Genomic DNA, 24,099 nt, shown 5'->3' with positions numbered 1-24,099 from the left:
GAAACGCGTCCGCCGTGTCTCCGTGTTGATACGACGAGCGTTACCCTTTGACGACCCGCGAAGACAGTTGGGAGAGCGTCCCCGACACCTCGTAGTCGGGCGTTCGAATCCGGATCTCCGATTCCGGGGTCACGTCGTAGAACGTGAGATGGAGCGAATAGGAACCGTCTTCTTTGATATCCGTCGCCTCCATCTGCCCCGATTCGAGGTGTCGCGCCCACGCCGTCCCGCCGATTGACGCGGCGTCGATTCCGTTGATTTCGTACGTCGGAGGTGTATACGACGTGTTCTCGCCGCTCACCGGGTAGCCCTTCTCGTGCCACGCCCAGTATCCTTCGTCGATGACGTAGACGTTCGTATACCCGTTGTTGAGCAGAGTTGCGGCGCGCATCGACGAGAGGTGGTGGGGACAGCCACAGTAACAGACGATTTTCTGGTCCTTGGACCACGAGGCGACAGGGTCATCCTTGGACAGGCCGTCGGGTGCCGTACTCAGTGCCGCTCCCTTGATGTGCGACGTCGTGTACTGCTTTCTCCCTCGTGCGTCCGCGAACTTCGCGGAATCGTTTTTGTACCACTTGTACGTGTCCGAAAGCGGGGCAAGCGGGACGTACGTGCCGTCTACTTCCTTCGTATCGTACCCTTCCTCGGACTTGTGTTTCGAGTCGCCGGAACCGCCCCCCAATCCGAGACAGCCGCTCAATCCGGCAATCGAAACCGCACCCGCCGCGAGAAAGGAACGTCTGTTCATTGTTATTCCCCCCTAGCGACTACCCGACTATCAATTTTATTATCCGTGGACATTCATCATCCGAAGAATTATCGAAAGCAGACAGGTTGTTTCGGAGAGTGCCTAACAGGTTTGGCATCGTCTTTTTTCAGAATAACAGCGTACCAACTGGTATTCTCGGGGCTCGACGCCATGAAGGACACACACATAGAGGCGGGGAAGGCGATACAGCAGCAAACCGGGAAAACGTTCCATCTCGCGACTCGGCTGTTGCCCGAGCGAGTGCGCCACCCGACGTATGTGTTGTACGGCTTCTTTCGAATCTGCGACGAGGTGGTGGACGACGCCGCAGACGTCCCACCCGACGAGCAAGCCGAGCGGCTGGAATCGCTCCGAAAACAGGCACTCGGAGAAGAACCCCCCGAAGACCCGGTTCTGGAGGCGTTTCACGACCTCTGTGAATCACACGGTATCGAGGACGAGGAGGTCATCGTCTTCATCGACGCGATGGCGTCGGACATCGAGACGTCGCGCTACGAGACCTACGAGGAACTGGAGACGTACATGCGAGGGTCCGCCGCCGCCGTCGGACAGATGATGACGTCGGTGATGAACCCCGCCAACCCGGAGCGGGCACGTCCCCACGCGACGTCGCTCGGCGAGGCGTTCCAACTCACGAACTTCCTCCGGGACGTGCGCGAGGACATCGTGGACAGGAATCGAATCTACCTGCCGCGAACGACCCGCTCGCGGTACGGCGTGAGCGACGAACAGATACGACGCCTCGAATTCGACGACGGATTCGCCGAAGTCATGCAGGACGAGCTCCGACGCGCCGAAGCCCTGTATCGGGAGGGCGTCGCCGGAATCCGCTACCTCCCCGAGGACTGCCAGTTCGCGGTGTTGCTCGCGGCGGTGCTCTACGCGGAGTACCACCGCGAGATTCGAGCGCAGGGCTACGACGTTCTCTCCCGAGGACCGTCGCTGGGAACGGTTCGAAAACTCGTACTCCTCGCGAAGACGCGGTGGCACTGGCGGAAGACCCGCGACCCCGAGACCGTCTTCCGGGCCGTGAGTCCGGTCGGGACGCCGGAACACCGTGGCTCGGACGTGGAGCGTCGGGATACGCTTCCGACTCGCTAGCTCTCCACGCTCCTCGCCCCGCTTCAATCGTCGCCGTGGCCTTCGCTGGCGTGCTCCGCGAACGACGGTAGGTCCGGAACCGAACGCGTGTCGTGTGTCCCCGTCGGCGGCAGGTTCGCCGCCGCCGCGGACGAGTCCGTCAGGTCCGTCTCTCCGTCTATCGATTCCATGTCGCCGTCGACGTCCCGCGCGTCCTGGTCGATGCGCATCGAACAGAACTCCACGCCGCACATCGAGCAGTAGCGCGCTTTCTTGTAGTTATCGCCGGGGAGAGACTGGTCGTGGTACGTTCGTGCCCGTTTCGGGTCGAGGGCGAGTTCGAACTGTCGTGACCAGTCGAACTCGTAGCGGGCCTCCGAGAGCGCGTCGTCCCAGTCGCGGGCACCCGGTTGGCCGGTTGCGACGTCCGCCGCGTGGGCCGCGATTCGGTACGCCGCGAGGCCGTCTCGAACGTCCTCCTCCTCGGGGAGTCCGAGGTGCTCTTTCGGCGTCACGTAACACAGCATGGCCGCTCCGGCCCGGGCGGCCTCGGTGGCACCGATGGCGCTCGTGATGTGGTCGTACCCGGGCGCGATGTCGGTCACCAACGGGCCGAGGACGTAGAACGGAGCGCCGTCACAGACCTCCTGCTGGCGTTCGACGTTCGTTTCGATGTCGTCCATCGGGACGTGGCCCGGCCCTTCGACCATCACCTGTACGCCGTGATCCCGTGCCGTTCGGGTCAATTCGCCCAACGTCTCCAGTTCGGCGAACTGCGCGTCGTCGCACGCGTCGGCGAGGCAACCGGGCCGAAGGCCGTCGCCGAGGCTGAACGTCACGTCGTACTCGGCGAAAATCGCACAAATTCGCTCGAAGTGCGTGTACAGCGGGTTTTGGGCCTCGTTCTCCTCCATCCACTTGGCGAGAATCGACCCGCCGCGCGAGACGATGCCGGTCTTCCGACCGTTGGTGAGCGGGACGTGTTCCAGCAACACGCCCGCGTGGACGGTCATGTAATCGACGCCCTGCCGGGCCTGTTTCTCGATGACGTCGAGCAGTAACTCGGGCGTGAGGTCGGCGACGTCGTCGACGCGCGTGACCGCCTCGTAAATCGGAACGGTTCCGACCGGAACCGGAGAGTGTTCGACGTTCGTCTCACGAATCGAATCGAGGTTCGCACCGGTGCTCAAGTCCATCACGGTATCCGCGCCGTAGTGAACCGCCGCGTGGAGCTTTCGGAGTTCTTCCTCGGGGTTGCTCGTCGTCTCGCTGTTGCCGATGTTCGCGTTGACCTTCGTGGCGAACTCTCGTCCGATTATCATCGGGTCGAGCACGTCGTGTTCGTGGTTGTTCGGGATGACCGCCTGTCCCTCGGCGACCGCGCGCCGAATCGTCTCTGGGTCCCTGCTCTCCCGCTCCACCACCCGTTTCATCGCCGCGGTCAGTTCGCCGGAACGAGCGCGTTGGAGTTGTGTTTCCGACATCGATTACTCAGTTATATTACTAGGTAATAATTCTTGCCGAGCGAAACCGACACCAACGTTCACCATCGTCCGGCACGAACGTGGCGTATGCGAGTTGCAGTCCTCGAAGAACCCGGTTCCTTCGTCGTCGAAGAGCGTGACAAACCAGCCCCCGGTTCGGACGAGGTAGTCGTCGAAATCGGCCAGGTAGGCATCTGCGGGTCCGACGTCCACTACTACGAACACGGCCGCATCGGCGACTACGTGGTCGAATCGCCGCTCATCCTCGGGCACGAGAGCGCGGGCGAAGTCGTCTCGGTCGGCGAAAACGCCGAAGGCGATTTCGACGTCGGCGACCGCGTGACTCTGGAACCCGGCGTCCCCTGTCGGCGCTGTGCCCACTGCAAGCGCGGCGAGTACAACCTCTGTCCCGACGTGACGTTCATGGCGACGCCGCCGGACGACGGCGCGTTCGCGGAGTTCGTCGCCTGGCCCGCCGACTTCGCGTACCGACTCCCCGACTCCGTTTCGACCCGCGAGGGCGCGCTGTGTGAACCCTTGAGCGTCGGCATCCACGCCGCCCGGCGCGGGGACGTCGGCGTCGGTGACTCCGTCCTCGTCAGCGGGTGCGGTCCCATCGGCCTGCTGGCGATGGAGGCCGCGAAGGCCGCCGGTGCGACGGAAGTGTTCATCTCGGACGTCGTCCCCGAAAAACTCGCCTTAGCCGAGGAACGGGGCGCGGATGCGACCATCGACGTGAGCGAAACGGACCTCGCGGGGGCCGTCTCCGACCTCACCGACGGAGCGGGCGTGGACGTGGTCATCGAAGCGTCCGGTGCCGTTCCCGCGATTCGAACGACCATCGACGCGGTTCGGCGCGGCGGAACCGTCGTCCTCGTCGGCCTCGCACAGGACGCTGAAATCCCGCTGGATACGGGCGACATTATCGACAACGAACTCGACGTCCACGGGTCGTTTCGCTACCGGAACACGTACCCTGCGGCGATCCAACTGCTGGCGGACGGTGCGGTCGACGTCGAAGGTATCGTGGATTTCGAGACGACACTGACCGATGTCGATGCGGCCTTCGAACGGGCGAAGGAGTCCGGAACCGTGAAAGGGATGATTTCGGTTTCCGAGTGAGCGGCCCAAGAAAGCGACCGACCGCGCTCTCGTTTCTCGATGGCAACCCCTCGTGTATGAGAAGGTATGACGAGTCCAGCGATAGCACGGTCCTTAGAGAGAGATTAGCGTGGTAAACTCTGTCGAAATATTTACTCGGCAATGAGTAAACTATATCAACAGCGGTCAACTACGCTGTGTCGATGAGCGAAATGACCTACAAAGCAAACACAGTGGAGGTCGAACGATAATGTGGCAAGACATCGTATTCCTCTGTGGGAGCGTCTTCTCCCTCGTCGTTCTCGTGCCGACCCTCCGCGATTCGATGGCGAACGTCCCGCTCGGAACGTCCCTCCCATCGGCCGTTATCGGTATCGTCTACGGAACCGCTTTCCTCACGCTCGGGATGAGCCTCTCCGCCACCGGTTCCCTGCTCACGGGAATCATGTGGAGCCTCATCGCGGCGCTTCGGTCCCCGAACCCGCTCGGACCCGACTCGGACGACGAACGGGAAACGACGTTCTCGAAGTACGTCCCCACGCAGTACGCGGACTGACCGACGAAACGACGCGGGGGAACTGACCCACCTCCACGAAAACGGAACGAACCATTTCTCGATTTTCGACGCCCGAAACGGGCCGTTTCCAGAAGCGCGACGCGTCGTGGGACTTCGGTTTGTCGTCGAGTTGGGGGTGTGCCCGTCGCACTTGGCAGTAGTTCTCTGATAGATGCGGTGGTCAACGTCCTGCGCCTGCCGGACGCCCGGCACGTCGATTTGCATCCAGTCCGTGACGTCGTCGTAACTGCCCGGTCTACTCGCGGGTGTGCGTGGAACCGACGTGTGAGAGTACGAGAAAACCGCTCGATAACGCGGGTCGGGATTCCTGACTCCCTCGATAGTGTTATCGGGACGAAGACTCCGGCGTGAACGCCGCCGTATCCACCGAAATCGGGTTCGGACCGAGGGCGAACGTCCGCCACGTTCGTCTGACGAACGGTAACTTCGGCGCGACCGTAAACAGCCCCTTCCCCGCCGGGGGGATCACCCGATCGGGGACCGATTCGCCGTTCCGTACGTACCACGTGATGGCACGCTCGCCGCGTCGTTGGAGGCGAAGGACTTCCTCGATAGCGGGCCTGCGAATCGATTCGAACCGGTTGAGACGATCCGCCGGGAGCGATTCGGTCGTCGCATCGAGGGCGCTCACGACCGTCGAATGGGCGACCACGGCGTCCTGAATCGCGAGTCCGTTTCCCTGTCCGCCGACCGGCGAGGCGACGTGCGCCGCGTCGCCGAGCAGGAGGAGGCCGTCGTCCACCCACCGCTCGGTCAGACCGGGTTCGATGTGGAGCAGCGAACACTGGTCGAAGCTCTTCAGACGGCGGGCGATTCCCGGGTCCACCGCGGCGATTTCCCGGCGAAAACGTTCGATTCCGCGTTCTCTGACCTCGGGATACGTCCCCTTCTCGATGAACCACCCAGCCTGTGCCTCCTCCCTTCCGAGGCCGAAGTAGAGGAGGATTCCGTCGCCCTCGATACGACCCTGTGCGGGCGAGTGGACGGCGTCGGATGGAAGTTTGAACCAGAGGAGTTCGACCCCGGAGTCGAACAGACCGGCGTCGAGACTCGCCGCCTTCCGAACCGTCGAGAAGCGACCGTCTGCGCCGACGACGAGACGGCTTCGAAGTTCGAGGTCCTCGTCGCGCTCCCGGTCCGTCGCCCGCACGCCGACGACGCGGTCACCCTCGCGAACGAGGTCCGAAACGGCCGTCGACGGGCGAAATTCGAAGTTCTCGAACTCGTCGGCACGGTCGATGAGCAGGCGGAGCAACGCCGGTTGCTCCATCAGCAGTCCGTAGTCGTACGGTTTCGGCAGTTCCGAGAAGTCCACCACCTCGTAGGAACGGCCGAAGGCCGTCACTTCGGGCCGCTGCACTTCGTCGTGGTCGAGGGCCAAAACGTCGTCCAGCACCCCCATCTCCGCGAACAACCTGACCGCGAGGGGTTGGAAGAAGTAGCCGCGAAACTCGCGGTCCAGGTCCGCGTGTCGTTCCAACAGGACGGTATCGACGCCGCTTCTGGCGAGGAGGTAGCTCAACACGCACCCGCCCGGCCCGGCACCGACGACCGCGACGGCCGTTTCGCGGGTCGTCGGAGACCCCCGGCTGTCGGGCATGCTGGATTCCTCCCGTTACTCCTCGTCCGTGTCGGTGTCGGAATCGGTATCGGAGTCCGTCTCCCCGTCGCCGAGGAGCGCGTCCACGTCCGCGTGGTCGTGGAGGAGTTCGCCCATCCGCTCGACCGTCGCCTCGTCGCGGGTGCGACCGCTTCGCACCACGTCCTCGGCGCGTTCGATGGTCGTCAGCGTGTCCGCCTGCACGAGGAGGACGGGGACCCCCTTCCCCTCGGCCTTGCCGATGACGGCACCCGGCGGGCGGAACCCGCCGGTCAGAATCAGACACTTCACGCCGGGCGCTTCCAGCGCGACGGTCTGGAGGTCGGGCCGGTCGCCGCCCGTGACGAGGGCGGCGTCCCGCGTCCGGCGGAGGTAGCGAAGCGCCTTGTCGCCGCTCATCGCGCCGACGAGGAAGCGTTCGACGAACTCGTCCGTGTCCGCATTCGTGAGGAGTTCGGCGTTGAGTTCCGCCGCGAGGTCGCCGACGCTGATGCCCGCGAGATCCTGTTGTCGCGGGATGACGCCGAGAACGGGGATGCCTTCGCCTTCGAGGAACGGTACCACGTCCGTGTCGAGCGGATCGAAGTTCGTGTTCGAGACGGCGTTGAACAGCACGCCGGACAGTCGGTCGCCGATGTCGTCCACGGCGGCGAGGAGGCCGTCGACGTCGCCAGCCGTCTCGTAGCCCGAGAGGAGAAGGACCTCCGCGTCCAGCAGTTCGGCGACTTCCGGGTCCGTCAGTCCGACGATACCGCCGGTCGTGAGATCGCCGCCGCCCTCGATTATCATCAGATCGTGGTCCGCCGACATCGAGTCGAAACTCGCCCGGATCTGCTCGCGGAGTTCCTCCGGGTCTTCGCGGCCTCGAATCGCCTGCTCGATGAACGTCGGCGAGTACACGACGGGTTCCATCTCGTGCATTTCGGCGTCCAGACCGAGCAGTTCGCGAGCTAACATCGGGTCCTCGTCCAGCGTCTTGCCGACGTTGCTCTGGAGTCGGGTTCCCTTCGGTTTCATGTAACCCACCGACAGCCCGCGCTCCTGTGCGAGTCGCGCCAGCGCGAGGGCGACGGCGGTTTTGCCTGTACTTTCTTCGGTTGCGGTGACGAGTATCGTGTTCATAGTTCGTCCGTGTCCACGGTCAGTCGGATGTCTATCGCTCGCGCGCCGTCCGGGGTGGCGACGAGTGGGTTCACGTCCAATTCGAGAATCGCGGGGAAGTCGGTCACGAGTTGCGAGAGGCGTTGTAGGCTCTCGATGACGCCGTCGATGTCGGCGGGTTCGCGGCCCCTCGCCCCGCGGAGCAGGGGTGCCGCCTCGATGTCGTTCACCATCTCGCTCGCCTCGCGCTCGCTTATCGGCGCGACGCGGAAGGTGGTGTCCTCGATGATTTCGACGAAGATGCCGCCCAGTCCGAACAGCAGGAGTGGACCGAACTGCGGGTCGCGGTTCATCCCGATGATGGTTTCCGTTCCCGAATCGAGGTCCACCATCTCCTGTACCTGCACGCCGAGAATCGTTGCGTCCGGTTGGTAGTTCCGCGCCCGCGTCACGAGGTCCTCGTACGCGTCGTACACGTCCTCGTTTTCGACGCCGACTTTGACGCCGCCGATGTCGGACTTGTGCAGGATGTCGGGACTGACGATTTTCATGACGACGTTCCCGTCGATGTCCTGTGCGGCGGCGACGGCGTCCTCGGGCGTCTCGGCGATGGCGCTTTCCGGCGTCGGAATCCCGTACGCCGACAGCAGGTCCATCGCTTCCACACCGAGGCGGTTGTCCCCGCGCTCCTTCGCACGGGAGAGGATTTCCGATGCTCGCTCCCTGTCGACGTCGAACTCGGTCGGTTCCTCGTACTCGCGCTGGCTGATGTCACGGTACGTCGTGAGCGCGTCCAGACTCCGCACCGCGCGGGCCGGGTCGAAGTAGTTCGGAATCCCCCCCTCGCGGAGGCGGTCCGCCGCCGCCGCGGTCCGTTCGCCGCCCATCATCGCCGCGGCGACCGGTTTCCCGTGTTTCGCCTGTAGTTCCACGACCACCTGGGCGAGGTCGTCGTAGTCGATGACGGCCGTCGGCGCGGCCAACACGACGGCGGTCCCGACGTTCTCGTCCCCGAGCGCGATGTCAATGGCGTCGCGGAACCGGGCGATGTCGGCGTCCCCGATGGTGTCTATCGGGTTGTAGATGTTCGCCTCCTCGGGCAGGGCCTCGGCCAGTTCCGAGAGCGTCCCCTCGGAGAAGGAGGCCAACGAGAGCGTCGAATCGCCCACCGCGTCGGTCGTCATCACGCCCGGACCGCCCGCGTTCGTGACGATTGCCACGTCGTCCCGCTCCGGAAGCGGTTGTCCCGCAAGAATCTGGGCGAAGTCGAACAGTTCTTGGACGGAATCGACGCGCAGCACGCCCGCTTGTTCGAGTCCGGCCTCGTACGCCCGGTCGCTCCCCGCGAGGGTTCCGGTGTGCGAGGAGACGGCCTGCGCCCCGGCGTCGGTGCGACCCGATTTCACCATCACGATAGGCGTATCGTCGGTCACTTCGCGGGCCGTGTCGATAAACGTCGCGCCGTCCTCGACGCCTTCGAGGTAGCCGAGGATGACGTCCGTGTCGGGGTCTTTGCCCCACGCGCGGACGAAATCCGTCTCGTCCAGTACGGCCTTGTTTCCGAGCGACACCACGTCCTTGAACCCGAGTCCTTCGTCGTTGGCCCAGTCGAGGACGGCCGTGATGAACGCCCCCGATTGGCTCATGAACGACATCGACCCCGGCAGGGCGCTCTCCGGGCCGAACGTCGCGTTCATGCCGACCGGGGTACTCATCACCCCGAGGCTGTTGGGACCGACGAGGTTCAGGTCGTACTCGGCCGCGATGTCCTGCAGTTCTCGTTCGCGCTCCGCACCTTCGCTCCCCGTCTCGCCGAACCCGGCGGTGATGACGACGACGTTCCGGACGCCCGCTTCGCCCGCCCCGCGAACCACGTCCACGGCGATGTGGGGCGGAACGACGACCACGGCGAGGTCGATGTCCGGCGCGGACGCGAGGTCGGGGTAGCAGTGCAATCCGAACACCTCGTCGTAGTTCGGGTTCACGGGCACCGTCTCGCCGTTGAACTCGTCGCGGAGGTTGGTCACGATGGCGCGACCGATGGAGCCCTCGTTCTCCGTGGCTCCCACGACGGCGACACGAGACGGCGCGAAAAGGTCAGTAAGTACGGTGTCACCCATCGTTTCGGAGATTGGGCGAGCGCGGGATTAAAACTAGTGTCCCGTTTCCGGTGAGGGAGAATCGGCCGACGATTCGTGCGCCCGCCGAACCGCCGTTTCGATGGTTTGTCGCCCCGCCACGAAGTGGAGATGCGTGCCGCAGTCACAGTCCGACGCGCCGATTCCGGGAATCGACTCGATTTCCCCGTCGAGTCGGTCCGCGACGGCACATTCCACGTCCTCGTTCTCGGTTCGCATGTCGTCCGTGAGTTCCGTGTCGGGATGACCGAGCAGGTAATCGACGTGCCAGTGACGAGCGTCGTTTTCGCCCGATGCGACTCGCGCGTGGCGTTCGATACGCGAGAAGCCGCCCCGCCCGAACGCGCTTCCCGTGTAGGCGTACCAGCCCGAATCGAGCGTTCGAGTCCCCTTCGCGCCGAACTCGATTTCGGCTGGAGCGGCAAGCGAGACGAGGAGCGTGTAGGTTCCCTTCATATGTGTGAAAGCACCAGCGCACCCGCAACCGCGAGCATCGCGACGCCGTTCAGCACGACCGACTGTTTGTGGTACCGTGCGAAGCCGTCGTCGCCCGCCGCCTCCATCTTCGGAAGGAGTCGTGCCTGCGCGTAGATGGTCGCCGCCAGCGCTATCAGGATGAGCGGTTGGATGAACAGCGTGGCCGTCGGATCGAGGACGTCTCGATTCCACGCGACGATGGCGGCACCAAACGCGGTGAATCCGAGGATGCTTCCGAACTCGTAATACTTCGGGAAGATGGCGTTGACCACCTGCCCCGCGGCGTCACCCAACACGTCGAACGTGGTCGGCGCGCCGACAAACGAGAAGAACACCATTCCGCCGAGCCACATGCCGAGGGTAACGTCCAGCACCAACAACAGCGCCGTTCCGAGGAGGGTCATGACGGAAAAGAAGATTCATCGGATAATCATTCTTTCCAACACAGGTTTCGGCTCTTCCACTGACATCCGCTCCTACTCACTCGCTCACGTGGGCGGGCGTCGCGTCCGCGTACCGCGCGAGTTCGTCGGGAGAAATCGGGAAGACGGCTTTCGGCGTCCCGGCGGCGGCCCAGACGGTTTCGAACTCGGTAAGGGTCTCGTCCAGATAGACGGGGAGGTCGCTCTCGTGGCAGAACGGCGGGACGCCGCCGATGGACCACCCGAGCGTCTCCCGAATCTCGTCGGCGTCGGCCATGCCGACCGCGGACGGGGACGTATCGCGCAGTTCGGCCAGTTCCGCCTCGCTCACGCGGTTCGCCCCGCTGGTCACGACGACCACGAGGTCCTCGTCCGCGCGGAAGACGAGGCTGCTGGCGATCTGTGCTACCTCACAACCGATGGCGTTCGCGGCGGCGGCGGCGGTTTTCGTCCCCTCTGGGAACTCGTGAACGTCCACGTCGAAGTCGTATCTGTCCGCGGCGTGGGTTTCGAACTCCTTCGCTCGCTCGTGCATGGTGGTCACGTCTCCTCGACGGGATAAATCGGTGGTGGTGGCGACAATGCTGAAACCGAACCGAAGTCAGCGTCCGTCCTTCGAACCGTCGCGATGGCTGACCGTGAAATCGTCCACGGTGGCGGCCAGCGATTCGGCCTGTTCGGCGAGCGCATCGGCGCTCCGGGCGACTTCGCTGACCGAGGCTGTCTGTTCTTCGGCCGCAGCGGCCACGTCTTCGGCCTCCTCGGCCGTCTCGTCGCTAATTCTACTCACCTCGTCCACCGCGGCGACGACTTCCTCCGTCGTGGTCGCCTGCTCCGCGGTCACGTCGTTTATCCCCTCGATACCGCTCGTCGTCTCCTCGACGTTCGAAACGATGGCTTGGAGCGATTCCTGTGCGTCGCGCACCGTTTCGGACCCCTCGATGACCGCTTCGTGTGTCTCCCGAACGTCCGAGACGGTCACGTCTGCCTGTCCTTTCACCGTGTCGATGCGACGCTCGATGTCGACCACCGCTTCCTTCGTCTCGTTCGCCAGTTCCTTGACCTCGTCCGCGACGACTTCGAACCCTTCCGTGGACCCGTCCGCACTGGCCGCCTCGATGCTCGCATTCAGCGCGAGCATGTTCGTTTGGTCCGCGATTGAACGGATGAGTTCGACGACGTCGCCGATGCGGTCGATTTCGTCGGCCAAGTCCGTCACCTGTTCGACCGTCTCGTCCGTCCCCGATTCGATGGCGTCCATCTTCTCGATGGCGTCCGACGCCGCCTCCCGGCCGTCCTGTCCGAGTGCTTCCGTGTCGTGGGCCGCATCCGCAACTTGGTCCGCGGCGGCGGCGACTTCCTCGATGGTCGCCGAGAGTTCGCTCATCTCCCCGGCGGTCTCTTCGAGGCGTTCGGACTGTTCCACCGTCCCGGACGACATCACCTGCGTCGATTCGGTCACTTGCTCGCTCGCCCGCTCGATTTCGGCGGTACTCGCGGTGACTTCCTGACTCGCGGCCGCGACGTGCTCCGCGAACTCGTTCACGTCGCGTATCGTCGCTTCGAGTTCGGCGATCATCTCGTTGAATCCGCGCGCGATTTCCGTCATTGATTCCGTCGGGCTATCGGTCGCCATGCGCCGGGTGAGGTCGCCGTCCGCCGCTTCCTCCATCACGACGCTGAACTCCGCGGCCTTCCGCTCCAACGCCGCGTTGAGTTCCTCCGCTTCCGCCTGCGCCGCTTCCGCCTCGTCTTGTGCCATTTCGGCGTCCGCCTGTGCCTCCTCCGCTTCGGCGCGGGCCTGTTGGACGTCTTCGACCATCACCTGAAGGTCGTCGCGCATCTGTTCGAGGGCCTGACCGAACGACCCCGGAACGGATTCGTCGAACACCGGTGCGTCGAACTCCTGTCGCGCGAGGGCGTCGGCTTGGTCGGCAACCGTGTTCAGGTATCCGTGCATGGACTCGAACGAGCCGTATAGTTCGCCCATCTCGTCCTGCCGACCCGTTTCCGGCAGTTCGATGTCGAGTTCACCGGCCGCGATTCGGTCGGCCGTGCCGGAAACCGAGGAAAGGGATTTCGCGGTTCCGCGACCGATGGTCAGGCCGACGGCCGCGAGCGCGAGAACCGCCATCAACACGAGAATTCCGATGTTCTTCGTGACGTTCGTCTGCAGCGCGAACGCAGTCTCGTGGGGAACGTTGTACAGCAACACCCAGTCCGTACCGACGACCGGGGTGTAGGCCATCATCGTCGTCCCGTTCGCCCCGGACACTTGTTTGACATCGCTCTCGCCGGACAGTACGCGTTCGACGGTCGTTCCCACGCCGTTCGAGTAGGTGCTCATCAGTCCGACGTTTCGGTTGTCGAGGACGACGGTTCCGTCGCCGTCGATAACCGTGACGTCACCGGTCGTGGTCGGCGACGAAAGGACGTGGGAATGTTCGGCGAGGGACGCCGTAACGACGACCAGATGGTCGTCCTCGGTCGGCGTGACGAACGCGGCGACGGGGACGCCGTTCGTTTCGTACGGCGACGTTATCGTAACCCTGCCGGACGAGAGCGAGAGCGAATCGTTCTCCCACGCCGCGCCGGCCGGTGCCCCGCCGACCACCGAATCGGACGTGCTTGCGAGGACGATTCCGCTTCGTCGGTCCACGTAATGGATCGCCTGCACGTCGTTCGGCATGTTGATCAACTGACGTTCAAGGAACGCCTGCCGTTCGGCGTTCGACTCGTTTCCTTCGAGCGACGAGGAGAGGAACTGCGTCGTCGATCGCTTCTGGTTCACCCACTCGTGGAGGGATTCCGCTTCGATGTTCGCGGCGCTTTGTAACTCCTCGCTCGTGTTCCGTTCGACGAGTTGCTTCGTGTCGAAGTGGATGAACGCCCCGACACCGCCGATGAGGACGAGGATGGCGAGCAACACGGTGCCGAATTTCGCCGCGTAGCTCCGTCTGATTCTACTCGGAACGAACCGCGCGAGACGTGCGCTGACCCGCGAACGCACGGAGGCACTTCCGTCGGTCATTACGCCACCACCCCTCGGAAGAAGGACGCACGAAGCAGTTCCAGTTGGGTCATCCCGCCGCCGTCGACACGTTCGATGATGTACGCGTTGAGGGGTTCGAGGTTCTCGCTCAAATCGACCGAACTCGATGCGCCCTGATAGTTCATCGTACGGTCAGCGTCGAGAATCGTCTTCGCGCGTGCGAACTCGCCGACTGAAATCGTCTGACCCGTCCCGCCAGAAACGGAGACGAGGTTCTCGCTGATGGTGGTCCCGGTCGCGTTACCTGCCTGTTGTATCGCGAGTCCCAGCAGAAACATCGCGTCGTAGGCGTGCTGGGTGTACGGTGCGAGCGGCGTGATATCGTCCAGTTTCTGTCGGAGTTCGATGGCACCCGTGGTTTGTTCGACCGCCACCGAGGCGCTGTACATTCCATCCATATGCGAGGGGATCTCGGCCGGAATGACGCCTTCGCTCAACACGAAGTCGCCGTCGTACGAACTCTTCGCGAGTCGTTCGAGGATTTTCGCGTTTCCGGGTTCGGTCACGAACGCCACCGCGTCCGGATCGGACTGTACCACCCGGTTTACGCGCCCGGAGTACGTCTCCCGTCCGGTCGGAAACGGGATGGTTTCGACAGTCGTTCCGATGGCGTTTTCGTCGATTATCTCCGCCAATCCCGCGCCGAAACTGTTGTCCACGTGGACGATGGCGACGGTTTTGGCCCCCACGTATCGGTCGATGTTGAGTATCTTCGCCATCACGAGCGCTTGCTGAATGTCGTTTGCGGCAGTCCGAGCGAAGTACTTCGTCCCGTCTTTCATTCCCGCCGACGCGAGTGCCGGGTGCGTGCTCGATGGACTCACCCCGATGACCTCTCGTTTGGCGAGTCCGTCCGTAATCGCCATCGAGATGTCCGTGACCACCGGGCCGACGAGGCCGACGACGCCCGAATCGACGAGGGAGGCGAACGCCCTCTTCGCCACCTCCGGGTCGAGCGCGGTGTCCTCCACCGTGAGTTCCAGTTCGCGGCCGAGCGGACCCCCGGCGTCGTTGATGTCCGTGATTGCTTGCTCGATGGCGCGCTGATGGTGGTCCGCCACCGTTTTGAGGAAGCCGGACGCCGAAAGCGGCAGGAGGGCACCGATGTGAATCGGTTTCGTCTCGATTTCCCCACCGAGACATCCCGCGATGGCACTGGTTGCGGCGAGAGAACCACCGGAGAGACACATATATCCTCTCCTAGATAGGTAATCGTTCATATGTTATTGTGGATAGTGAAAACACGCATAGGAGTTTCGGTCCACGCACCAACTCTGATAATTGGGACAAAATATTGACGCACACCTGTAGGAATTCACGTAAACAATCCGCTCCTCGCAATTATATTCCGGTTATGTTCCACGGGGAACTTAGTTCTCTGCCGTCGAAGCGGGACCATGGAGTTCGAAGTGGAAACCTCGAATCGCGTTGCTATCGTGGATATAACGGACACGGTGAGCGAAGCCGTTTCCGACTCCGCCGACACGTGCACCGTCTTCGTTCCCCACACGACGGCCGGGGTCGTCGTCAACGAAAACGAACGCCTGCTGCGCTCGGACTTCAAAACCCTCCTGTCGCGCCTCGTTCCGCGGGGGGACGACTACGGACACGACCAACTAGATGGCAACGCCGACGCGCATCTCCGTGCGATGATTCTCGGGGAACACGTCACCGTTCCCGTCGAGGACGGCGAATTGGCGCTCGGGACGTGGCAGTCAGTCCTCTTCGTGGACTGCGACGGGCCACGAACGCGCCGAGTCGTGGTCAGATGAGGCGCGCACCGCAGTTGGAACATTCGACCTTCTTCTTTCCGGTGGCGGTTCGTTCGACGCCGAGCGACCCGTTCGAGTTGCAGTCCGGACAGACGCTCTTTCCGGTTTCGACGGCCTGATGCTGGGCCATCCACTTGAGGTTCTTCTCGACCGTTTGCAGTCGCTCCCTGGTTTCTTCGAGTTCCTCACGGAGCCGTTCCACTTCCGATTGGTAAGACGCTTCGTGAGGGGACGATTCCGTCGTGGACTCCGATTCATTCGTCGTCATGGGGGAATCAACACATGCGATGTGCTATCGTTCTTCACGACGGCGGGGAACAAAAGGTTGTGGGCAGTTTTTCGTGTACTTTCGAGTTAGTCCGCCTTCGTGGGGTCCGGACGGTTCTCCGACCCGAAGCGTTCGAGGGCGCTCTGGAAGTCGCCTTCATCCTCCGTGATCGTCTCCCACGCTTCGAGGCCTCGTTCCTCACGGGTTCCCTCGATGGTATTGTCGAGGACGAACGCCACGAGGCCGCCGACGGCCATCCCGGTTCCGAGGACGACGTACAGCGTGTTCGAGACGATGTCGGAGCCGAGAACCGGGCCGACGACGGCCACGCTGTGCATTCCCTGTTGGAACAGTTCGGCACCGCTTTGCTCCACACCGGCACCGAGATTTCCGATGTACGCCGGAATGGCGAGGCCGGAGAACGTGGCGAGGCCGACGATGAACAGGTTGCGCGAGGAGTCCAAGTCCACGTACTTCAGGTTCGACAGGCCGACGGCGGCGATTTGGCCGAACATGGCGATGAACAGGCCGCCGACGATGGGGCTCGGAATCGTCGCCACGAGTTGGCCGAAGTAGCCGACGAACCCGACGACGAGCATGACCACCGCGCCGATTTGGACGACGTAGCGCGAGGCGACGCCGGTCAGGCCGATGGCTCCGATGTTCTCGGAGTAGGAGGTGGAACCGTTGCCGGTTCCCATGAGTCCGGCGAAGACGCTGGCGAGGCCCTCCATTCCGATGCCGTGGTCGATGCGCTTTCTGCTCGGGGCACCGACGCCGGAGAGGCGCGCCACCGCGTGATAGTCGCCGAAACTCTCTATCATCGAGGCGACGACGCCCGCAAACATGCCGATGATGTACGGAAGCGTGAACCGCGGCATTCCCCACTGGAGCGGCATGACGGGTTGGAAGAGGTTCGCGTTGACGACGCTCATGTAATCGACGTAGCCGGGATTCGCGGGCGTGTAGAAACCGGCGTAGGACAGCACGAACGCGATGGCCCACGCCGTCACGACGCCGAGGAGAACCGGAAAGAGGCGGAAGGCGCGATGGTTGTCGAGGTACTGCGAGAAGAGGACGATGAGACCGAGCGTGAGACCGACGAGCCACCAGTTCTGATCGGCGGCCGTTATCTGTGGAACGCTGAACAGCGAGAGGCCGATGAGCGCGATGGTCGGCGCGATGACGACGGGCGAGAGGTGCTTTTTCAGCCTCCCCATCAACCCGAGATAGCCGACCAACACCTCGACGGCGCTGGCCGCGATGACCGCGCCTTGCAGTTCGAGCAAGGTCACGCGCCACCCGGCACCGATGACCCCGATGATTGCCAGCGCGGGCGCGAGCATCGAGAACGTCGCGCCCTGTACGATGGGGTAGCGGTTGCCGAACGTCGTCTGTGCCAGCGTCGCGACCCCGGAGACGACGAAAAACGTCCCGATGAACTGGGCCGTCTGCGCCGGCGGCATCTTCATCGCGCCCGCCAACGCCAACGGCACCGCGATGTTCGCGCCGATCATCGTCAGGTAGTGCTGAAAGCCCAATAGGACCGATTCACCGACCGGTGGTTTGTCTTCGATACCGTACTCCACGAACGACGCCTCCTCCAGCGCCGCGTCCCCGTCCGTACTGCCTGTGCTCTCACTCATTCTCGATGATTCTCTGTTCTTCGATTCCACGTGAGAGGCTTAAAAGTGACGTTACGAATCCCGAAGTCGAAGTTACGTATCTCGTAATTCGTCGACCGCATCTCGGTCGGGGAGCGCCGTCATCGCACCCGGTTCGGTCGTCGTCAGGGCGGCAACGGCGTTGGCGAACCCGAGGACGGAGTCCAGGGACTTCCCGTCGGCCAACGCCGCCAACGCACCCGCGGTGAAGGCATCGCCCGCGCCGGTCGTATCTACGACGGACACGTCGTACCCGGAATGATTCGCCGAACCCGCGTTCCACGGGGCCTCGTCCGTCGCGTATGCGTACGCGCCGTCTCCTCCCATCGTCAGCAAGCAGGTGTGCGGACCGGCCTCGCAGACGCTCGCCGCGAGTCGCGTCGTCTCATTATCGTCGAACCCGGCCATTTCGAGGTCCTCGGGCGTCGCTTTCACCACGTCGACGAGTCCGAACATCTCGTCCACCGCCTCCGCGAACCCGTCCTCCGGCCAGAGTTCCGGTCGCGCGTTCGGGTCGAAGACGACGGAGCAGTCCGCCGCGCGGGCGCGTTCCACGAGGTCGAACGTCGCGGTTCGCGCCGGGTCGCTCGCCAGCATCACGCCGCCGACGTACACCCATTCGAGTTCGGCGAGCGCCTCGTCCGGGACGCCGCCGGGTTCCAGTCGCGTGTCCGCCGTCCCGTCGCGGTAGAAGGTGAACGCCCGGTCGTTCGCCTCGTCGTGGGTCACGAACGCCAGCGTCGTCTTCGCGTCCGCGTCGCGCTCGACGAATCGGTCCGGCAAATCGGCATCGAGCGTCTCAGCGAGGAAATCGCCGAACGGGTCGCGCGCGATTCGCGTCCAGAACCACGGCGTCTCGTTTAGCCGGGAGAGCGCCACGGCGACGTTCGCGGGCGCGCCGCCGGGACGGCGCTCGAACGTCGGCACCTCCGAGAGCGGCCCGGGTCGCTCCGGCAGGAAATCTATCAGCGTCTCGCCCGAAACGAGAATCCGCGGTGTCGATTGCGTCATGATTTCCCGTGGGAGGGCGAGCAGGAAAGGATTTGCCTCCGCGATTCGGTCCCAGGACACTACCGAGTCACAGCAGTTCGTCAAGATACGCCTTGCTCGTCTCGATGTAGCCGTAATCGAGGGTGAACACTTCGAGCGAGAGCGTCCCCTCCCAGTCGTCGGGGAGCGCTTCGAAGATGGTCCGGAAATCGAGGGTTCCCGCGCCGAACGGGAGATGTTCGTCCGACGGTCCGCGGGTGTCGTTCAGGTGGAAGTGGGAGATTCGATCGCCGTGTCGCCCGACGAACGCGGCGATGTCGTCGGAGTCAAATCCGTCGATTCGTGCGTGACCCGTATCGAGCGTCATCGACGCGTCCGTTTCCGCGGACAGGCGGTCGAATTTTCGGGTCGAAAGCCACCCGTCCGGGATGTTCTCGACGCAGAGTTCGAACCCGCGTTCGTCGGCGAACTCGTCGAGCGTCGTCACCGATTCGACGATGTTGTCCCGGATTTTCTCCTCGTCGCATGCCGGTTTCCACGCGTTCGAGCTCGCGTGCACGACGCCCTTCGTCGCGCCGAACGAACGCGCCGTCTCGATTGCGGCCTGTACTTCCCGAACCGACCCTTCGCGGACGTGTTCGAACGGGGATCCGATGTCCAGCGCGAACGGCAGGTGGACCGCGAGGGAGACGTCACACTCCTCCGCTCGTGCTCGTACCGCGTCGGGGTCAACGCGGGTGCGCTCGTTCGCGCCGTCCATCATCAACTCCACGTAGTCGAACCCGAGGTCCCCCGCCACCTCGAACGCTTTCTCGTACTCCATTCCCACCTGCGTGACGAACCCCGTCTTCGCGTTCATACCTCCAGTTGGACCGGCCGTCGGTTAGTTCTAGTTGCCGCTTCCGCGGAAAACGAGGAGGTCGCTACTTGCGGTCAGTTACCGTCGTTTCCACCGTGGTCACCGTTGTCCCCACTGTGGTTACCGTTTCCGCCCATGTGGTCACCATTTCCACCGTTGGACCCTCCTTTGCCGCTCGTCTCCACCTTCCCTTTCATCGTCGTCGGATGGACCGTACAGATGTAATGTTCGACGTCCTCCGTGGCGACGAACCGGAGCGTCTGGGTCGCGCCCTTCTTGCTGACGATTTTCGTCTTCGCGATGGCGTTATTGGGTGGACTCGTGTTGCCGCCACCGTTTCCGCCGCCCATGTTTCCGCCGCCGTTCGTGTTCGTCTGAACGTTCGGGTAGATGACCTTCAGGTTCTTTCCGTCCGAGTTTTGGAGGGCGAAGTCGTGCGGTTGCCCGTCGAGGTTCTTCCACGTCACCTGATACGCCTGTCCGGTCTGTAGCGAGAGCGTGGGGTTCTTCTTCCCCTCGATGGAGTTCGGCGCTTGCCCTTGCCAGCCCTGCACGCGCCCGCCGAGTTGGAACGATTCGGACTGCGATCCGTTCTGCCGGGCGGACCCGATGGCCGTCATGCCGACGAGCGTTCCGCCAGCGACCGTCAGAAACCGTCGTCGCGACTGCGTCTTTTGGTCGTCTCTCATGCCACGAAAGCCTTGCCGAGGAGGCGGATAAACGACGGCTATCGTTTACATCTCGAACGGCACGAAGGCCGGGAATGAATCGCCTCCGTTCGGTAGTAACCCAGACAACTCGATTTCCAACCGGGAAGGCGCTCGTTACCCGGTCGTTCCCTCGTTTCGGGAACCACCCGTTCCGTACGTTTATCGGACCGACTCGCGGGTCGTCGATATCGTATGCGTTCTGATACTCGGGCGGTACTATTGAGACAGTGGAATACGATGGGTAATATATGGCGTCCGAAAAGATCGGGTTGACCGAGTCGATATCGATGGCGGTCGGTGGGATGGTCGGCGGCGGTATTTTCGCCGTTCTGGGCGTCGTCGCGTCCGCTGCGGACACGCTCGCGTGGCTCGCGTTCATCGTCGCGGGGATCATCGCACTGGCAGCGGGGTACTCGTTCATCCGGCTCGGAGACCTCTCGAAGGATGACGACGATGGACCGCTCACCTACATTGAGCGATTCACCGGGAGTACGAAATTGGCGGGAATGACCGGGTGGACGTTCGTCGTCGGGTACATCGGAACGATGGCGATGTACGCATTCGCGTTCGGCGGCTACTTCACCGAACTCCTCGGCGTCAGGACGGTCGGCGGCGTTCCCGCCCGTCCGTTCATCTCGGCGCTCGTCATCGTCCTGTTCGTCGGTCTCAACGTCCTCGGCGCACACGCGTCGGGCCGAACCGAAGACGTGCTCGTCGGGTTGAAGGTCGCCATTCTCCTCGTGTTCGGTTTCGGCGGCATCTACTACGGCTTCAAAAACGGAAAACTCCGCTCCGGATTGGCCCAGTTCGGCGTCGGTCCCGTCATCGCGGCGGCGCTCTCGTTCGTCGCGTTCGAAGGCTGGGAACTCCTGTTGTTCGACCGCAACAGCATCAAAAATCCCGCCGAAACGATACGAAAGGCGATATACATCTCGATCGTCGGCGTCACCGGCCTGTACATCATCGTCGCTGTCGTGACGACTGACCTCGTCTCGCCACAGGTCATCCAGCAGAACGCGGAAACCGCGCTGGCCGTCGCGGCGAAACCGTTCCTCGGTCAGGCCGGATTCGTCCTCATCTCGATAGCCGCGCTGTTCTCGACGGGAAGCGCGATCAACGCGACGCTGTTCAGTTCCTCCCGACTGCTGAACAAGATGGTGTCCGAGGACTACCTCCCAACACAGGTGGGCGGCAAAGGCGACGGCGAACCCGTTCGTGCGTTGGTGATCCTCGGTACCCTGACGGCGGCGTTCACCGTTCTCGGAAGTTTGGACGGGATCTCCTCGTTCGCCTCGCTCGCGTTCATCACCATCTTCGGCGCCGCGAGCTATTTGGCGTTCAGAAACCGGAGCGGCGACGACGTGAAAACGAGCGTCGTCCCCGCGGTCGGAACGGTCGGCGCAATAGCGACCATCGCGGCACTCCTCTGGCATCTCTACACGAGCGAAAACCCGGTTTTCTGGACGGTCGCTAGCATCACAGTCGCCGTCGTCGCCGCCGAGGTGCTCTACTTCGAACGAAAATCGATAGAGAACGGGGTGTCTTCGATGGAATCGGAACTCGAAGACATCGTGTGAGAGGTCGTATCCGTCGAACGCGAACTCAGACGTAGCCCTTGACGCTCGTGTGAACCCCCATGGCTTCGAGCGTCTCTTCGAGCGCGTCGAGAACCACGGCGAGGTCCTGTTGGAGCGCGTACTCCCGATACTTTCCACCGGCGGACCCCTCGTTTATCTCGGACACGGAAAGGATGCCGAGCATGGCGAGGTCGTCCAGATGTTCCCGAAGCCATCGGGCGGTCAGGGCTTCGCGCTGGGCCGTCACCGAGAGCGCCTTGTATCGGGAGTAAATTTCGCGCGACCGGGCGGGCGTCTCGCCCTCCGCTTCGAGCGTCGCGAGGGCGTAGACGACCAGTCGCTCGTGGTCGTTCAGGTCCGCGATGCCGCGGGCCACCTGCTCGCGTTCGAGGAGGTCTCGGCCCCGGCGGACGTGCTCTTCGGACACCCGTTCCGCGTTCTCCTCGCGTGCGAGGTCCCCCGCCTTGAGGAGCAAGTCGAGGGCTTTGCGCGCGTCGCCTGATTCCTGCGCGCCGAACGCGGCACAGAGGGGGATCACGTCCTCGGTCAGCACGTCGTTTTTGAACGCGACTTCCCGCCGCTGGTCGAGGACGGCGCGGAGTTCGTTGGCGTCGTAGGTCGAAAAGGAGATGGACCGTTCACAGAGGGAGGAACGAACTTTGGGCGAGAGACCGTCGCGAAAGGTGAGGTCGTTGCTGATACCGATGAGGCCGATTCTGGCTTCCGTCAAGTTGCCGTTCTCGCGTGCGCGCGAAAGTTGATACAGGATGCTGTCGTCCTTGAGGTGGTCGATTTCGTCCAGTACGAGGAGGATGATGCCGCCGTGGCTGTCAAGTTCGTCCCACATCAACTCGTACACCTGCGAGCGCGAATAGCCGGTTTCGCTGATGCGGTTGGCGGGGTCACGGAGCGTGTTCACCAGATGGCTCGCCACGCGGTAACTGGAGTTGAGGCCGTCGCAGTTGACCAGTTCGGTGAAGATGTCGAGGTCGTCGTAGTCGTCGGCGTTGTTCTCCAACTTGTCGAGCAGAAATCGCGTCGCGGCGGTTTTCCCCACACCGGCCTTCCCGTAGAGAAAGATGTTGTCCGGTTGTTCGCCGTAAATCGCGGGTTGAAGCGCCCCGTGGTACTCCTCCAACTCGGAATCACGGCCCACCAGCGTATCGGGCGTATAATCGTCCAGCAGCGCCTCGCGATTTTTGTACGGAGAATGTTCGCGAACGAACTCGAATGTACCCATTGTTTTTTCGCAAACGGAGGAGTACCATAACGCTTCCGAACCACCCGTTCCTGTGATTCCTGAGTTTCATCTGTATCGGGGGTATCCCGCAAGAGTGTTCGAGACCGTCGGTTTCACGCCGTAACTGCGAATTTGAACCGACCGGGAGTCACGATCTGGGCGGCGATACCGGACGTTCCTCTGATTCCTCTGTTTCTTCTGTCTCGATTATTTAAATACCACCCCCACCCCTCGATTCCGCTGAGTTGGTGGGAAATGGGTGGGTGGGGGGTGGAAGCGATTTCTAGAAAGGAAACGTTCAAGAGACGGCCATCACAACAATATCCGCAAACCAGTCAAAAAAGACTATTTCGACGAAATAGTCGCCGTATTATTCCCCACCGTTCGACTTTCCAACCGGTCGTGTTTTCTACCACTGACCTTCGAGCGCGGATACAGCGGAACAGAGGGGTGGGGGTCATCATAAATCAAACTCGACATCGGAAACAACGGAAACACCACCACGCCATCCGACTCCACACGACTATAGAGAACAGGGGAACGGTAAGGCGGGGAAGAACTACCGTTCGAGTCGGTAATGCGCGGAGCGAGCGAGCCATTTCGAACAAAAGACAGCGGAACGGCGGTGTATGTCCTATGTCAATCAGTGGCGTGGGACGAAGCGTGCATTCACCCCGTGTGAGCCACGTGGAGTATTCGGACAACGGCTCCCGAGCGGACCGACCGGCATTCCATACTGACCGATATCTCACACCGACCGATATCTCACACCGACCGGCATTCCGCATTCATTCGTGGATTCCTTTCGACGGAGTATAACGAACGACGGCTATCATAATAACAGAGGAACGACGGGGTACTGAAACAAACTCACCACCTTTCAAAAGTTTTTATCCTACTTGATTACCCGCGGGAATACCAAAAACAGCGGAACGATGGGGTGGTTTGACCGCTCCGGCGGCACGCACGTCCCCTGCGAGGAATCTGCCGACCAATGCGAACAGCGGAACGGCGGGGTCTCGTGAGTGACGGGTTTCACGATCGACATCGTTTCATGACCGGCAGAACTCTACCACTCGGTTGTGGTCGCTCGCGACCACTCTTCGGTCATGAATTCGGCGGGTCGTCCTTCGTCGTTCAAAGATATCGACGTCTTTTCTCGAAGATGTACGTTCCACCATAAAATCGGTTTTTTCTCGAAAAGCACAAGAAACA

The 24,099-nt window shown here is 62.7% G+C and carries 21 protein-coding genes; 5 read left to right on the top strand and 16 right to left on the bottom strand.

The window, feature by feature from the left end; all coding sequences use genetic code 11:
• Nucleotides 1–40 precede the first annotated feature (40 nt).
• The gene (locus ACGYLY_RS06340; protein WP_395282453.1) at nucleotides 41–751 is read right to left on the bottom strand and encodes a rhodanese-like domain-containing protein; all 711 of its coding nucleotides are present in this window, start codon (nucleotides 749–751) and stop codon (nucleotides 41–43) included.
• Between the two features lie 171 nt (nucleotides 752–922).
• On the opposite strand from ACGYLY_RS06340, the gene ACGYLY_RS06335 reads away from it, so the two are divergent.
• Entirely contained in the window at nucleotides 923–1,873 is a 951-nt protein-coding gene (locus ACGYLY_RS06335) for a phytoene/squalene synthase family protein (RefSeq protein WP_395282454.1), read from the top strand.
• 23 nt (nucleotides 1,874–1,896) lie between these two features.
• Here ACGYLY_RS06335 and thiC read toward each other — a convergent pair whose 3' ends face one another.
• Nucleotides 1,897–3,336, bottom strand: coding sequence for a phosphomethylpyrimidine synthase ThiC (gene thiC, locus ACGYLY_RS06330; protein WP_395282455.1), 1,440 nt, complete (start codon nucleotides 3,334–3,336; stop codon nucleotides 1,897–1,899).
• Between the two features lie 87 nt (nucleotides 3,337–3,423).
• Between thiC and ACGYLY_RS06325 the strand changes: the two genes are divergently transcribed.
• A complete protein-coding gene (locus tag ACGYLY_RS06325) occupies nucleotides 3,424–4,458 on the top strand; it encodes an NAD(P)-dependent alcohol dehydrogenase (RefSeq protein ID WP_395282456.1) in 1,035 nt (344 codons plus the stop codon).
• A 229-nt stretch (nucleotides 4,459–4,687) separates the two neighbouring features.
• A complete protein-coding gene (locus ACGYLY_RS06320) occupies nucleotides 4,688–4,993 on the top strand; it encodes a hypothetical protein (RefSeq protein ID WP_395282457.1) in 306 nt (101 codons plus the stop codon).
• Nucleotides 4,994–5,339: 346 nt separating this feature from the next.
• On the opposite strand, the gene ACGYLY_RS06315 is transcribed toward ACGYLY_RS06320, so the two are convergent.
• The 8 genes from ACGYLY_RS06315 to ACGYLY_RS06280 form a co-directional block, all read right to left on the bottom strand.
• Nucleotides 5,340–6,614 (bottom strand): FAD-dependent oxidoreductase, encoded by a 1,275-nt coding sequence (locus ACGYLY_RS06315; protein WP_395282458.1) that lies wholly within the window; start codon nucleotides 6,612–6,614, stop codon nucleotides 5,340–5,342.
• A gap of 15 nt (nucleotides 6,615–6,629) precedes the next feature.
• Nucleotides 6,630–7,736 carry a phosphotransacetylase family protein gene (locus tag ACGYLY_RS06310; RefSeq protein ID WP_395282459.1) on the bottom strand — a complete coding sequence of 369 codons (1,107 nt, stop codon included), beginning with the start codon at nucleotides 7,734–7,736 and terminating at the stop codon, nucleotides 6,630–6,632.
• Nucleotides 7,733–9,835, bottom strand: a complete 2,103-nt coding sequence (locus ACGYLY_RS06305) for an acetate--CoA ligase family protein (protein ID WP_395282460.1) — start codon at nucleotides 9,833–9,835, stop codon at nucleotides 7,733–7,735. The genes ACGYLY_RS06310 and ACGYLY_RS06305 overlap by 4 nt, the downstream gene beginning before the upstream one ends.
• A 33-nt stretch (nucleotides 9,836–9,868) precedes the next feature.
• A complete protein-coding gene (locus tag ACGYLY_RS06300) occupies nucleotides 9,869–10,309 on the bottom strand; it encodes a DUF123 domain-containing protein (protein ID WP_395282461.1) in 441 nt (146 codons plus the stop codon).
• Nucleotides 10,306–10,734 carry a DUF4149 domain-containing protein gene (locus ACGYLY_RS06295; RefSeq protein WP_395282462.1) on the bottom strand — a complete coding sequence of 143 codons (429 nt, stop codon included), beginning with the start codon at nucleotides 10,732–10,734 and terminating at the stop codon, nucleotides 10,306–10,308. The genes ACGYLY_RS06300 and ACGYLY_RS06295 overlap by 4 nt, the downstream gene beginning before the upstream one ends.
• 76 nt (nucleotides 10,735–10,810) lie before the next feature.
• Nucleotides 10,811–11,287 (bottom strand): YbaK/EbsC family protein, encoded by a 477-nt coding sequence (locus ACGYLY_RS06290; protein WP_395282463.1) that lies wholly within the window; start codon nucleotides 11,285–11,287, stop codon nucleotides 10,811–10,813.
• 66 nt (nucleotides 11,288–11,353) lie between these two features.
• Nucleotides 11,354–13,783, bottom strand: a complete 2,430-nt coding sequence (locus tag ACGYLY_RS06285) for a methyl-accepting chemotaxis protein (RefSeq protein ID WP_395282464.1) — start codon at nucleotides 13,781–13,783, stop codon at nucleotides 11,354–11,356.
• Complete coding sequence (locus ACGYLY_RS06280) at nucleotides 13,783–14,994, bottom strand: ABC transporter substrate-binding protein (protein WP_395282465.1); 1,212 nt, start codon at nucleotides 14,992–14,994, stop codon at nucleotides 13,783–13,785. Before ACGYLY_RS06280 ends, ACGYLY_RS06285 begins: the two co-directional genes overlap by 1 nt.
• Before the next feature lie 207 nt (nucleotides 14,995–15,201).
• Between ACGYLY_RS06280 and ACGYLY_RS06275 the strand changes: the two genes are divergently transcribed.
• On the top strand, nucleotides 15,202–15,576 hold the full coding sequence (locus ACGYLY_RS06275; RefSeq protein ID WP_395282466.1) for a secondary thiamine-phosphate synthase enzyme YjbQ: 375 nt from the start codon (nucleotides 15,202–15,204) through the stop codon (nucleotides 15,574–15,576).
• On the opposite strand, the gene ACGYLY_RS06270 is transcribed toward ACGYLY_RS06275, so the two are convergent.
• The 5 genes from ACGYLY_RS06270 to ACGYLY_RS06250 form a co-directional block, all read right to left on the bottom strand.
• The gene (locus ACGYLY_RS06270) at nucleotides 15,569–15,844 is read right to left on the bottom strand and encodes a hypothetical protein (RefSeq protein ID WP_395282467.1); all 276 of its coding nucleotides are present in this window, start codon (nucleotides 15,842–15,844) and stop codon (nucleotides 15,569–15,571) included. The two genes, ACGYLY_RS06275 and ACGYLY_RS06270, sit on opposite strands and share 8 nt — an antisense overlap.
• Before the next feature lie 86 nt (nucleotides 15,845–15,930).
• On the bottom strand, nucleotides 15,931–17,490 hold the full coding sequence (locus ACGYLY_RS06265; RefSeq protein WP_395282468.1) for a uracil-xanthine permease family protein: 1,560 nt from the start codon (nucleotides 17,488–17,490) through the stop codon (nucleotides 15,931–15,933).
• A 72-nt stretch (nucleotides 17,491–17,562) separates the two neighbouring features.
• A complete protein-coding gene (locus ACGYLY_RS06260) occupies nucleotides 17,563–18,519 on the bottom strand; it encodes a carbohydrate kinase (protein ID WP_395284144.1) in 957 nt (318 codons plus the stop codon).
• Between the two features lie 67 nt (nucleotides 18,520–18,586).
• Nucleotides 18,587–19,357: a sugar phosphate isomerase/epimerase family protein gene (locus tag ACGYLY_RS06255; protein ID WP_395282469.1), complete on the bottom strand. Its 771-nt coding sequence runs from the start codon at nucleotides 19,355–19,357 to the stop codon at nucleotides 18,587–18,589.
• Nucleotides 19,358–19,431: 74 nt separating this feature from the next.
• The gene (locus tag ACGYLY_RS06250) at nucleotides 19,432–20,046 is read right to left on the bottom strand and encodes a hypothetical protein (RefSeq protein ID WP_395282470.1); all 615 of its coding nucleotides are present in this window, start codon (nucleotides 20,044–20,046) and stop codon (nucleotides 19,432–19,434) included.
• Between the two features lie 269 nt (nucleotides 20,047–20,315).
• Between ACGYLY_RS06250 and ACGYLY_RS06245 the strand changes: the two genes are divergently transcribed.
• The gene (locus ACGYLY_RS06245; RefSeq protein ID WP_395282471.1) at nucleotides 20,316–21,644 is read left to right on the top strand and encodes an APC family permease; all 1,329 of its coding nucleotides are present in this window, start codon (nucleotides 20,316–20,318) and stop codon (nucleotides 21,642–21,644) included.
• Nucleotides 21,645–21,669: 25 nt separating this feature from the next.
• On the opposite strand, the gene ACGYLY_RS06240 is transcribed toward ACGYLY_RS06245, so the two are convergent.
• Nucleotides 21,670–22,884 carry a Cdc6/Cdc18 family protein gene (locus ACGYLY_RS06240; protein ID WP_231183422.1) on the bottom strand — a complete coding sequence of 405 codons (1,215 nt, stop codon included), beginning with the start codon at nucleotides 22,882–22,884 and terminating at the stop codon, nucleotides 21,670–21,672.
• Nucleotides 22,885–24,099: the final 1,215 nt, after the last annotated feature.

Origin of the sequence: Haladaptatus sp. CMAA 1909 (assembly GCF_043952005.1) — an archaeon.
Taxonomy (GTDB): Archaea; Halobacteriota; Halobacteria; order Halobacteriales; family Haladaptataceae; genus Haladaptatus.
This window is presented reverse-complemented; position numbering and strand designations above follow the sequence as displayed.

Bases quoted from the DNA above. Each gene is read 5' to 3' on its own strand.
- ACGYLY_RS06295 (WP_395282462.1), bottom strand. From the start codon at position 10,734: ATGACCCTCCTCGGAACGGCGCTGTTGTTGGTGCTGGACGTTACCCTC.
- ACGYLY_RS06250 (WP_395282470.1), bottom strand. From the start codon at position 20,046: ATGAGAGACGACCAAAAGACGCAGTCGCGACGACGGTTTCTGACGGTC.
- ACGYLY_RS06240 (WP_231183422.1), bottom strand. From the start codon at position 22,884: ATGGGTACATTCGAGTTCGTTCGCGAACATTCTCCGTACAAAAATCGC.
- ACGYLY_RS06315 (WP_395282458.1), bottom strand. From the start codon at position 6,614: ATGCCCGACAGCCGGGGGTCTCCGACGACCCGCGAAACGGCCGTCGCG.
- ACGYLY_RS06290 (WP_395282463.1), bottom strand. From the start codon at position 11,287: ATGCACGAGCGAGCGAAGGAGTTCGAAACCCACGCCGCGGACAGATAC.
- ACGYLY_RS06275 (WP_395282466.1), top strand. From the start codon at position 15,202: ATGGAGTTCGAAGTGGAAACCTCGAATCGCGTTGCTATCGTGGATATA.
- ACGYLY_RS06305 (WP_395282460.1), bottom strand. From the start codon at position 9,835: ATGGGTGACACCGTACTTACTGACCTTTTCGCGCCGTCTCGTGTCGCC.
- ACGYLY_RS06280 (WP_395282465.1), bottom strand. From the start codon at position 14,994: ATGTGTCTCTCCGGTGGTTCTCTCGCCGCAACCAGTGCCATCGCGGGA.
- ACGYLY_RS06270 (WP_395282467.1), bottom strand. From the start codon at position 15,844: ATGACGACGAATGAATCGGAGTCCACGACGGAATCGTCCCCTCACGAA.
- ACGYLY_RS06265 (WP_395282468.1), bottom strand. From the start codon at position 17,490: ATGAGTGAGAGCACAGGCAGTACGGACGGGGACGCGGCGCTGGAGGAG.
- ACGYLY_RS06325 (WP_395282456.1), top strand. From the start codon at position 3,424: ATGCGAGTTGCAGTCCTCGAAGAACCCGGTTCCTTCGTCGTCGAAGAG.
- ACGYLY_RS06310 (WP_395282459.1), bottom strand. From the start codon at position 7,736: ATGAACACGATACTCGTCACCGCAACCGAAGAAAGTACAGGCAAAACC.
- ACGYLY_RS06285 (WP_395282464.1), bottom strand. From the start codon at position 13,783: ATGACCGACGGAAGTGCCTCCGTGCGTTCGCGGGTCAGCGCACGTCTC.
- ACGYLY_RS06245 (WP_395282471.1), top strand. From the start codon at position 20,316: ATGGCGTCCGAAAAGATCGGGTTGACCGAGTCGATATCGATGGCGGTC.
- thiC (WP_395282455.1), bottom strand. From the start codon at position 3,336: ATGTCGGAAACACAACTCCAACGCGCTCGTTCCGGCGAACTGACCGCG.
- ACGYLY_RS06320 (WP_395282457.1), top strand. From the start codon at position 4,688: ATGTGGCAAGACATCGTATTCCTCTGTGGGAGCGTCTTCTCCCTCGTC.
- ACGYLY_RS06255 (WP_395282469.1), bottom strand. From the start codon at position 19,357: ATGAACGCGAAGACGGGGTTCGTCACGCAGGTGGGAATGGAGTACGAG.
- ACGYLY_RS06300 (WP_395282461.1), bottom strand. From the start codon at position 10,309: ATGAAGGGAACCTACACGCTCCTCGTCTCGCTTGCCGCTCCAGCCGAA.
- ACGYLY_RS06260 (WP_395284144.1), bottom strand. From the start codon at position 18,519: ATGACGCAATCGACACCGCGGATTCTCGTTTCGGGCGAGACGCTGATA.
- ACGYLY_RS06335 (WP_395282454.1), top strand. From the start codon at position 923: ATGAAGGACACACACATAGAGGCGGGGAAGGCGATACAGCAGCAAACC.
- ACGYLY_RS06340 (WP_395282453.1), bottom strand. From the start codon at position 751: ATGAACAGACGTTCCTTTCTCGCGGCGGGTGCGGTTTCGATTGCCGGA.